8 protein-coding genes and 1 pseudogene are annotated in these 10,756 nt (G+C 71.2%); 6 read left to right on the top strand and 3 right to left on the bottom strand.

Annotation, left to right across the window (positions count from 1 at the left end):
• Positions 1-84 precede the first annotated feature (84 nt).
• Positions 85-780 carry a DUF1275 family protein gene (locus BZY54_RS44205; protein ID WP_086731000.1) on the bottom strand — a complete coding sequence of 232 codons (696 nt, stop codon included), beginning with the start codon at positions 778-780 and terminating at the stop codon, positions 85-87.
• A 299-nt stretch (positions 781-1,079) separates the two neighbouring features.
• On the opposite strand from BZY54_RS44205, the gene fdh reads away from it, so the two are divergent.
• The 6 genes and pseudogenes from fdh to BZY54_RS44175 all read left to right on the top strand — a co-directional run.
• The gene (gene fdh / locus BZY54_RS44200; protein ID WP_086730999.1) at positions 1,080-4,373 is read left to right on the top strand and encodes a formate dehydrogenase; all 3,294 of its coding nucleotides are present in this window, start codon (positions 1,080-1,082) and stop codon (positions 4,371-4,373) included.
• A complete protein-coding gene (locus tag BZY54_RS44195) occupies positions 4,370-5,389 on the top strand; it encodes a 4Fe-4S dicluster domain-containing protein (RefSeq protein WP_086730998.1) in 1,020 nt (339 codons plus the stop codon). The genes fdh and BZY54_RS44195 overlap by 4 nt, the downstream gene beginning before the upstream one ends.
• Positions 5,386-6,414: an NrfD/PsrC family molybdoenzyme membrane anchor subunit gene (nrfD, locus tag BZY54_RS44190; protein ID WP_086730997.1), complete on the top strand. Its 1,029-nt coding sequence runs from the start codon at positions 5,386-5,388 to the stop codon at positions 6,412-6,414. Before BZY54_RS44195 ends, nrfD begins: the two co-directional genes overlap by 4 nt.
• Positions 6,415-6,503: 89 nt before the next feature.
• Entirely contained in the window at positions 6,504-7,919 is a 1,416-nt protein-coding gene (locus tag BZY54_RS44185; protein WP_086730996.1) for a cytochrome ubiquinol oxidase subunit I, read from the top strand.
• Positions 7,916-8,905, top strand: coding sequence for a cytochrome d ubiquinol oxidase subunit II (locus BZY54_RS44180; protein ID WP_086730995.1), 990 nt, complete (start codon positions 7,916-7,918; stop codon positions 8,903-8,905). Before BZY54_RS44185 ends, BZY54_RS44180 begins: the two co-directional genes overlap by 4 nt.
• Before the next feature lie 18 nt (positions 8,906-8,923).
• Positions 8,924-9,358 (top strand): annotated as a pseudogene (locus tag BZY54_RS44175) (NAD(P)H-dependent oxidoreductase); the annotation flags it as partial.
• Between the two features lie 41 nt (positions 9,359-9,399).
• Here the strand turns inward: BZY54_RS44175 and BZY54_RS44170 are convergent.
• Together BZY54_RS44170 and BZY54_RS44165 are read right to left on the bottom strand one after the other, a co-directional pair.
• A complete protein-coding gene (locus BZY54_RS44170; protein WP_086730994.1) occupies positions 9,400-9,957 on the bottom strand; it encodes a hypothetical protein in 558 nt (185 codons plus the stop codon).
• A gap of 176 nt (positions 9,958-10,133) precedes the next feature.
• A complete protein-coding gene (locus BZY54_RS44165) occupies positions 10,134-10,634 on the bottom strand; it encodes a P-loop nucleotide/nucleoside kinase family protein (protein ID WP_208640953.1) in 501 nt (166 codons plus the stop codon).
• Between the last annotated feature and the right edge of the window lie 122 nt (positions 10,635-10,756).

The following is a 10,756-nucleotide window of genomic DNA, read 5'->3' as shown; positions in this document are numbered from 1 at the left end:
TTTCTGCAAGAGTCCCGGTAAAGGACGACCAGAGTCAGGGCGACGCGATCAAGATCAATCCGCTGTCCGTCCAGGCGAAGACCATCAAAGGTGGCCCCGGGTGGCAGGAACGCCGGCCGCGGCGATCGCGGCCAGGACAAGGACGACGGGTGGCACGGCGGCCCAGGCGCGGGCTTCCTTCAGCAGGGCGGCGCAGACGGCGGCACCCGCGATGAGGCCGGCGAAGCGCAGGGGCACCCATACGTCCGGGCGGCCGGTGCCGACGCCCTTGGTGATGTAGGTGGCGAGCGTGCCGGTCAGGTAGGTGGTGGGCGCGGCGGCGCGACCGGCGGCCACCATCGCGGCGGACTGCGACCCCATCGTGAGCGCGGCCCCGAACTGCATGACGTCCCGGGCCGTCTCCCCGGGCGTGCCGCCGGTCAGTCCCCAGGCCAGCGCGCCCACCGCCAGCAGGAGCGCGTCGGCTGCGAGGACGAGCATGACGCGCCGGTCCCAGTGGGTGACCGCAGCGACGCGGCCGCGGGTGAACAGGGCGACCGCCAGTACGCCCACGCCGAAGCCGGCCAGCGCCAGCACGGCCGCCTTCACACTGACGGCCTCGCCTCGTCCGGCGGCCATGCCGAGCAGTGCGAGGTTGCTGGTCATGACTCCCGCGAAGACCTTGTCGAGCGCGGTGAAGGAGACGGCTTCCACGCCTCCGGAAGCTGCCACCAGCAGCACCACGGCGACACGAAGACGCCGTTCAGGGCTGCTGACCTGCGACTGCACCTGCTGCTGCACGACTTCTCCGGAGCTCGTGACGCGAGGTGTGCCATCGTAAGCGTGCGCCGCGGGGCACGCCCGGCGGCGGGCAAGGGCGCGCGGCCCACTCTCGCGGAGTACGAGCGGCGGTCAGCAAGCCCTCGGTGTTTCGGAGAAGCAGCCTGCCCGCACCGGGTGTCGGCGATCCCCTGCTCTCCGACGCGGCCGTTCGTTCGCCCGAGCCGCCCGCGTCCGGACCGCGCGTGCCTGACTTGCGGGCGGCCTCGTGACCGGTACCGTCGGGTGCGGGCGGAGGCACCGCACGAAGGAGCAGGTGGATGGGCCTGAAGCGCTGGATCGACGCCTGGCCGGTGTACCGGCAGCTGACCGGCACGGACCCGCTGGGCCGCGGCAAGGCGGCGCAGTCGCCCCGCTCGGCCGCTCTCGGCTCCCGGACGGAGAGCGCGGACCGGATGGTGCACTCGGTGTGCCCGTACTGCGCGGTGGGTTGCGCTCAGCGCGTGTACGTGAAGGACGAGCGCGTCATCCAGATCGAGGGCAACCCCGACAGCCCGATCTCCCGCGGCCGCCTGTGCCCCAAGGGATCCGCCAGCAAGCAGCTCGTGACGGGCCCGCAGCGCGAGGAACATGTCCTGTACCGGCCGCCTTGCGGCACCCAGTGGCAACGCCTGGACCTGGAGACGGCCATGGACATGGTGGCCGACCGGGTGCTGGACGCCCGTCGCAAGGGCTGGCAGGACACCGACGAGGAGGGCAGGACCCTGCGCCGCACCATGGGCCTGGCCAGCCTCGGCGGCGCGGCGCTGGACAACGAGGAGAACTACCTCATCAAGAAGCTGTTCACGGCCCTCGGCGCCTTGCAGATCGAGAACCAGGCGCGCATTTGACACTCCGCCACGGTTCCCGGTCTGGGAGCCTCGCTCGGACGTGGCGGTGCCACCGACTACCTTCAGGACCTGGTCAACACCGACTGCATCGTCATCATGGGCTCGAACATGGCCGAGGCACATCCGGTCGGGTTCCAGTGGGTCATCGAGGCCAAGGCACGCGGTGCGAAGGTCATCCACATCGACCCGCGGTTCACGCGCACCAGCGCGCACGCCGACCAGCACGTCACCATCCGGGCCGGGACCGACATCGCGTTCCTGGGAGGCGTGATCAACCACATCCTCGGCCACGACCTGGACTTCCGCGAGTACGTGCGGGCGTACACCAACGCGTCCTTCCTCGTGAACGAGCGGTTCCAGGACACCGAGGACCTGGACGGCCTGTTCAGCGGCTACGACCCGCACACCGCGGCGTACGACGCGTCGAGCTGGTCGTACGCCGGCGTGACGGCGCAGGAGCGGCCCGGCGACCACGCGAAGGAGACCTCCGAGCCCTACCGGCACGGCGCCAAGGGCCCGTTCGTCGAGGAGGGTCCCGGTGAGATGGAGGCCGATCCCACCCTGGAGCACCCACGCTGCGTCTTCCAGGTGCTGAAGCGGCACTTCGCGCGCTACACCCCGGAGATGGTGGAGCGGATCTGCGGTGTGCCGCAGGAGTTGTTCCTGGACGTGTGCCGGGCCTGGACGGCGAACTCCGGCCGGGAGCGGACCACCGCCCTGGTCTACAGCGTCGGCTGGACCCAGCACTCCGTCGGCGCCCAGTACATCCGGGCCGGATCGATCGTCCAGCTGCTGCTGGGCAACATCGGCCGCCCGGGCGGCGGTATCTACGCCCTGCGCGGCCATGCGAGCATCCAGGGCTCAACGGACGTGCCCACCCTGTTCAACCTGCTACCGGGCTATCTGCCGATGCCGGACGTCGCTCACGAGGACCTGGCCGGCTATCTGGACACCGTCCGTGGCCCGCGGGAGAAGGGCTTCTGGGGCGACGCCGACGCCTACATGGTGTCGCTGCTCAAGGAGTACTGGGGCGAGGCCGCGACGGCCGAGAACGACTACTGCTTCGACTACATGCCGCGGATGAACGGCGACCACGGCACGTACCGCACCGTGATGGACATGAATGACGGGAAGGTCTTCGGCTACTTCCTGCTCGGCCAGAATCCCGCGGTCGGCTCGGCCCACGGCCGGCTGCAGCGTCTCGGCATGGCGAACCTCGACTGGCTGGTCGTCCGCGACCTCGCCATGATCGAGAGCGCGTCGTTCTGGAAGGACGCGCCCGAGGTCGAGACGGGTGAGATCGCCACCGAGCGCTGCCGCACCGAGGTGTTCTTCTTCCCCGCCGCGTCGCACGTGGAGAAGGCGGGCACCTTCACCCAGACGCAGCGGATGCTCCAGTGGCGCGACCAGGCCGTGGCCCCCTCCGGCGACCAGCGCTCCGAGCTGTGGTTCTTCTACCAGCTCGGGCTCCGGCTGAAGGAGCGTCTGGCGGGTTCGACCGACGAGCGGGACCGCCCGGTCCAGGACCTGGCCTGGGACTACGAGACGGAGGGCGACGAGCCGTCCGCCTCGGACGTGCTGCGCCACATGAACGGGATCGACCTGCGCACGGGCCGCACGGTCGACGGCTACTTCGACCTCAAGGCCGACGGCAGCACCGCCTGCGGCTGCTGGATCTACAGCGGGGTGTACGCCGGCGAGACCAACCAGGCCCGCCGCCGCACACCCCACACCCGGACAGGACCGTACGACGCGGAGTGGGGGTGGACCTGGCCGCTGAACCGCCGCGTGCTGTACAACCGGGCCTCCGCCGACCCGGACGGACAGCCCTGGAGCGAGCGGAAGAAGCTGGTGTGGTGGGACGCCGAGGCCGGTGAGTGGACCGGCCACGACACCCCGGACTTCGAGCGGACCAAACCGCCGCACTACCAGCCCGCCGAGGGCGCGTCCGGCCCGGACGCGCTGAGCGGCAGCGACGCCTTCATCATGATGCGCGACGGCAAGGCATGGCTGTTCGCCCCGGCCGGCCTCGCCGACGGGCCGCTGCCCACCCACTACGAGCCGCACGAGTCGCCGATGCGCAACCTGCTCTACGGCCAGCAGGCCAACCCGGTGCGCAAGGTCTACGGCCGCCCCGACAACCCGTCCAACCCGGCGCCGCCGGAAGCGCACGGCGAGGTGTTCCCCTATGTGTTCACCGCCGCGCGGCTGACCGAGCACCACACGGCGGGGGCCATGAGCCGGCAGCTGCCGTACCTGGCGGAACTCCAGCCGGCGCTGTTCGTCGAGGTCTCCCCCGAACTCGCGCAAGAGCGCGACCTGCGGCACCTCGAATGGGCTCACGTCATCACCAGCCGGACGGCCGTCGACGCGCGGGTCGTCGTCACCGACCGCATGGCACCGCTGCGCGTGGACGACCGCGTCGTCCACCAGGTCTGGATGCCCTACCACTGGGGTACGACGGGCCTGACCACGGGCGACGTGGTCAACGACCTGATCGGCGTGGTGGCCGACCCGAACGTGTTCATCCAGGAGAGCAAGGTGCTCACCTGCGACGTACGGCCCGGACGGCGCCCGCGGGGCCCCGCCCTGCTCGAGTACGTCGCCGACTACCGCCGCCGGGCCGGCATCACACCGGAGACCGGCACCCGGATCGCGACCGCCGGCGGCCATACCGAGCGCGCCCACATCGAGTCGCACGACCGGCCGGAGGATGCGTCATGACCCGCGAGAACAGCTTCCACGGGCCGCTCACCGACCCCGCGGCGGACGCCGGCCACCGCGACCACCCGCCTCGGGTGGGCTTCTTCACCGACACCTCCGTGTGCATCGGCTGCAAGGCCTGCGAGGTCGCCTGCAAGGAGTGGAACGACGTGCCGGAGGACGGCATCGACCTGCTGGGCATGTCCTTCGACAACACCGGCATGCTGGGCGCCAGTTCATGGCGGCACGTCGCCTTCGTCGAGCAGGAGCGCCCGCTCGGCCGGCAGGACGCGGGCCTGGCCGACCTGCCCGTGGGCCCGTCCGGCACGGAGGCCACGACCGAGGTGGTGGCGGACGCCCTGGAGGTCGCCAAACGCGGCGGCGGCGACCTCGGGACGGCCCCGGTCGATCTGGGCTTCCCCTCCTTCGGCCTGCCCGGAGCGGCCACGGGAGTCGAGTCCCGCACGGAGTTTCGCTGGCTGATGTCCTCCGACGTGTGCAAGCACTGCACGCACGCGGGATGTCTCGACGTATGCCCCACCGGCGCCCTGTTCCGCACGGAGTTCGGCACGGTGGTGGTGCAGCCCGACATCTGCAACGGCTGCGGCTACTGCGTGTCCGGATGCCCCTACGGCGTCATCGACCGGCGGCCCGTCGACGGGCGGGCCTGGAAGTGCACGATGTGCTACGACAGGCTCCGCGACGGGCTGGAACCGGCGTGTGCCAAGGCCTGCCCCACCGATTCCATCCAGTTCGGCCCCTTGGACGAGTTGCGCGAGCGGGCTGATCGACGGCTGGCGGCCCTGCACGAGGCCGGGGTGCCGGAGGCCCAGTTGTACGGCCGCGATCCCGAGGACGGCGTGGGCGGCGACGGCGCCTTCTTCCTGCTCCTGGACGACCCCGAGGTGTACGGGCTGCCACCCGACCCGGTCGTGCCGACCCGCGATCTGGTGTCGATCTGGAAGCACGTGGGCCTGGCCGCGTCGGCCCTGGTGGCCGCCTCGGCCGCCGTCTTCCTGCGCGGAGGACGGCGATGAGCGGCGGCGAGGCGATCCGGCCCGAGCGGCACGGCGGTCACCGCTCCGGCCCGGGGCATGACGACGGCAGCCGCGAGCAGTCCATGGTGCCGCGCGCGGCGTTCCGCTCCTACTACGGGCGTCCGGTGCTCAAGCCTCCGGTGTGGGAGTGGAAGATCCCCGCGTACCTCTTCACCGGCGGTCTGTCGGCCGGTGCCGCGCTGCTCGCGGCCGGCGCGGATCTGACGGCGCGTCCCCAACTGCGGCGGGCGGGCCGTGTCGGCGGCTTCGCCGCCTTGCTGGTGAGCATGTACCTGCTGGTGGCGGACCTCGGCCGGCCCGAGCGCTTCCATCACATGCTCAGAGTCGCCAAGCCGAGCTCGCCGATGTCCGTGGGCACGTGGATCCTCGTCGCCTACTCCCCCGGCAGCGCGCTGGCCGCCACGGCGGAGATGCTGCCTGCCGCCGTGCGGGCCTCGTTGCCGGGGCGGTTGCTGCACCTGGCCGCACGCCCGGCCGGGCTGTCCGCGGCCCTGTTCGCGCCCGGCGTGGCCTCGTACACGGCGGCTCTGCTCTCCCAGACGGCGGTGCCCGCATGGAACGACGCCCACCGCGAGCTGCCGTTCGTCTTCGCCGGCTCCGCGGCGGCCAGCGGCGCAGGTCTCGGCATGCTGCTGTCCCCCGTGGCGGAGGCGGCCCCGGCACGGCGGCTCGGCGTGGTCGGAGCGGCGACCGAGATCGTCGCCTCCCGCCTCATCGACCGGCGCCCCGGCTTCGTGACGCAGGCGTACACCACCGGCCGTCCGCATCGCCTGCGCAGGGCGTCCGAGTACCTCACGCTGGGCGGAGCGGTCACCGCGCTGACCCTCGCCCGGCGCAGCCGCGTGGCCGCCGCGGCGGGCGGACTGGCCCTGCTGGCGGGCAGCGTGCTGCAGCGTTTCGGCACCTTCGAGGCCGGAGTGACGTCCACGAAGGATCCCGCCTACGTGGTGCAGCCGCAGCGCCGTCGCCTGCGGCGCCGCAGCGAAGGGCTGGAGGAGAGGTGACCTCGATGGGCGGCCGTCACCGACGTTCGATGCCCTGACCGCGACGGACCGAGAACTGGCTTCCTCCGTCCGAGCCGGAAAGAGAACCCATGCTGCTGTCCTCCCTGCTCTCGGTCGCCGACCCGCCGCAGCTCCTCCCCGCGCGTGAGCAGATGGCGTTCACCTTGGGCTTCCACATCATCATCGTGCCGTTCGGAGTCGCGTTCACCTTCATGATGCTGGTGTGCCAGTTCCGCGCCCTGCGGTACGGCGATCAGCAAGCCCTGCTTCTGGCGCAGCGCTGGTCGCGGGTGGCCGCCGTGCTGTTCGCGGTCGGGGCCGTCTCCGGCACCGTTCTGACCTTCGAGCTGGGTCTGCTCTGGCCCGGGCTCATGGGCGCGTACGGCGCGGCGTTCGGGTTCCCCTTCGCCATCGAGGGACTGTTCTTCTTCCTCGAGGCGATCTTCATGGCCATCTACATCTACGGCTGGAGAAGACTGCCGCCGTGGCCGCACTTCCTCACCGGTGTCGTGGTCACGCTGGCGGGTGTCGGCGGGACGGCTTCCGTGATCGCGGCGAACAGCTGGATGAACCAGCCCGGGGGCTTCACGGTCAAGGACGGGCGGGTGACCGAGGTGGTCCCCTCCAAGGTCTTCTTCAACGGCGCCTTCTGGTGGGAGACGGTGCACATGCTCCTCGCGGCATACATCGTCGCGGGCTTCATGGTCGCCGGGGTGTACGCGTGGGGTCTGCTCAAGGGGCGCCGGGATCGGTACCACCGGCTGGGTTTCCTCGTGCCCTTCACGACGGCCGCGATCGCGATGCCGCTCCAGTTCCTGGTGGGTGACACCATCGCCCGTCAGGTCTTCGACCGGGAGCCCGCCAAGTTCGCCGCCATCGAACTGGTGCCGTCCACCGCCGACCACGTCCCGGAGACGCTCGGCGGTGTCATCGTCAACGGCGCGGTGCGCTACGGCCTGCCCCTGCCGGACGTGGCGTCGATCCTGGCCGGCTTCAGGCCCTCCACCACGATCCGCGGCCTCGACGCGATCCCGCGGGCGGTACGCCCCGACGACGCGGTGGTCAATGTGGTGCACCTGGCCTTCGACGTCATGGTGGGGACCGCCTCCCTGCTGCTCCTGCTGTCCCTCTGGTTCGCCTGGTTCTGGTGGCGCCGGCGCGAGGTGCCCACGAACCGCTGGTTCCTGCGCGGTGCCGCCGTGGCCGGGCTGGTTTCGCTGGCCTCCTTGGAGAGCGGGTGGGTGGTGACCGAGGTCGGCCGCCAGCCCTGGGCCGTCGTGGGTGTCCTGCTGACCAGGGACGCCGTGGCGACACAGGGCAACCTGTGGCCGTTGTTCGCGACCGTCCTGGCCATCTACCTCTGCGTCGGCATCGGGGCGCTGCTCGTTCTGCGCACCATGCGCCGGCGCTGGTCCGAAAGCGGCCCCGACGCCGTCGCGGTGCCCTACGGCCCCCGCCCGGCACCAGCCGCGAAGGATCACTCGGACGGAGCCGACCGCCCGTGAGCACTACGATCGCCGCCATCCTCTTCGTCGGCGTCATCGCCTACGCCCTGTTCGGCGGGGCGGACTACGGCGCCGGTTTCTGGGACCTGACGGCCGGCGGACCCGAACGGGGCCGCCGCTCGCGGGAGCTGATCAGTCTTTCCCTGAGCCCGGTCTGGGAGGCCAACCACACCTGGCTCATCTTCTGTCTCGTCACGCTGTGGACGGGCTTCCCACAAGCCTTCGCCGCGATCACCACCACGCTCTACGTCCCCTTGGGTCTGGCCGCCCTGGGAATCGTCACCAGAGGAGCGGGGTTCGCCTTCCGCCACTCACTGCCCGAGGGCCGGGGAGAGCAGCTGAGCAGCGCCGCATTCGCCTGTTCGTCCGTCCTCACGCCGTTCTTCTTCGGCACCGTGGCCGGCGGCATCGCCTCCGGCCGTGTCCCCACGGACGGACACGGTGACCCGCTGTCGAGCTGGGTCAATCCGACAGCCGCTCTCGGCGGCGTACTCGCCGTCGCGGTCTGCGCGTATCTCGCCGCCGTGTTCCTCAACGGACAGGCCCAGCGCCGTGGAGACGAGCAGCTGGAGGCGGCGTTCCGCGACCGGGCCGTCGCGGCGGCCGTCGCCACCGGGCTCGTGGCGCTGGCGGGTGTCTTCGTGCTGCGCTCGGACTCACCGCGCCTGTTCCACCAGCTGAGCACCGTGGGCGCGCCGCTCCTCGCCGTCTCCGCCGTGTGCGGTCTGATCGCACTGCTGCTGTTGCGCAGGAGCCGCACCGTCGTCGTGCGCGGCATGGCCGCCACGGCGATCGCCACCGTGGTCGCGGGTTGGGGCGTCGCGCAGTACCCCTACCTCCTGGGCACCCACCTGGTCATCCAGCAGGCGGCGGCTCCGACGGCCACGTTGTGGGTGCTGGTCGTGGTCTCCTGCGTCGCGGCGGCGCTGATCGCCCCGTCGCTCCTGGTTCTCTACGTCCTGCAACTGCGCCGGAAACTCGGCTGAGCGACGCCGGCCGGCGGCGCGCACCACCTGGCGGCCACCGCCGACGTCGGCGAGGCCGGTCACGACGACCTGGAGTGGGCCGACGCGGTGCTGTTCGGCACCCCCACCCGCTTCGGCAACCCGGCCGGCTCAGGTCGTTCATCGACACCACCGGCCCCCTGTGGTTCCAAGGCAGGCTCTCGGACAAGGTGTGCCTTCACCGCGTCCAACACCGCCCACGGCGGGCAGGAATCCACCCTCCTGGCGCTGGCGAACACGTTCTACCACTGGGGCGGGATCACCGTGCCCCCCGGCTACACCGACCCCGTCCAGTTCCAGTCGGGCAACCCCTACGGTGCCTCCCACGTGGCCGGCGACGGCCCGCCCGGTGAGGTGGCCCTGCGGGCGGCCCGCTACCAGGCCCGGCGCGTCGTGGAGACCGCGGCCCTGCTCAAGGCCGGCCGCGCCGCCTGACGCGCTCCTCTGGAGCCATGCCCGTTCGAGCGTGTGCTCCGTCAGGGGCAGGCGGCAGGCGGCTGCACGGCCACGAGGGCCAGAAGGCCACTCACGGAGTGGAAGAACGCGGCCCAGGACGCCGAGAGGCGGGCCTCAGCCTTGGTGGCCTTCTGGTACTCGTCCTCGCTGAGCTCGATCCGGTCGCTGCGCAGCTCGGTGTTGTCCCACTTCGTGGAGTGGTAGCCGCCGTGCCCGTCGGCCGCGGCGTCACGCGCCGCTCCCCCGGTCGCCACGGACAGCAGCACCGCGGCCAGCACAACCGCGTAGGAGAACTTCAGACCTGTCGGCAGGCTGCGCAGGAACCGAAGCACAGGGCCGCCGTTCGTCCTGCCGAGCAGGGTCCTGCCGCCCTCGGAGAACGCGGCCCTCAGCAGGGCGAAGCCGAAGACCGGGAAGCAGGAGACGAACACGGTGCCCACGGCAGCGGAGGAGACCTTGTTCGGGCCGGGAAGCCATGTCGCTGCCACGAGCAGTATCGCCAGCGCGCACAGTGCCCAGGCCAGGAAGAAGTGGACTCGGCTGATGCGCGACAGCCCGGAGAAGGTCACCGGATCCATGGGCCGCTCCTCCGCTGTGTGGTCGCTGCCTTCCGCTGGGGCGGCGCCCACAGGATCGCCCGGCCGGGCGACAGGCGGAAGATCGGCGAACCGGCAGCCTGCGGACACGAATCCTGCCCGGCCCCGGCAACCACTGCTGTGGCCCGGCTTGAGCCTCGGCACACCGTCGGCCGGCTTCAGGCGGACTGAATGAAGACCTGCTCCCCCTCTCCCTGCGGTTCCTCGAAATCGGCCAGGTAGCGGTTGAACAGCTCCTCGTCCACGGTGACGGAGTTGGCTCCTGCCTCGCCGTTCCGGACCTTGAGGCGACGCTCCAGCGTCGTTTGGTCGGCCTTGAGGTGGACCAGCTCCCAACGGCAGCCGTGGCTCTCGACCAGCGCCTTGTAGTCATCACGGGCGGCGCGACTCCAGAAGCTGTAGTCCACCACCACGTCGCGCCCGGCCAGCATCAGCTCGACCAGTTCCGCCCGCTGCTCCCGGCGGACCTCCTCCTTGAGCCGATCGAACGCCTGAGCCCCCAGGACCAGGCCGGCGTCGCGCCGCCCGAGTCGTTGCCAGACCGCCTCGTCGATCGAGAGTCGGGCGTAACCGCGCCGGACCAGTTCCATCGCGTAGGTGGTCTTGCCCGCTCCCGGAAGACCACACATCAGCACCACTGTGCTCACTCGCCCCGTCACGGAGCCAGGTTAGCCGTGCACTCGGGGCCGCTCGCCCGACATCGGTTCGGCCGGCCCCGGCCGGGGCCGGCAGCCCGGCCGGACGTGGTCGGCTTCCTCCTTAGAAGGCTCATGAAGATCTT

Source organism: Streptomyces carpinensis, from assembly GCF_002154505.1.
GTDB classification, from domain to species: Bacteria; Actinomycetota; Actinomycetes; order Streptomycetales; family Streptomycetaceae; genus Streptomyces; species Streptomyces carpinensis.
Note: the sequence above shows the minus strand (reverse complement) of the source record. Positions and strands in the feature narration are given on the sequence as shown.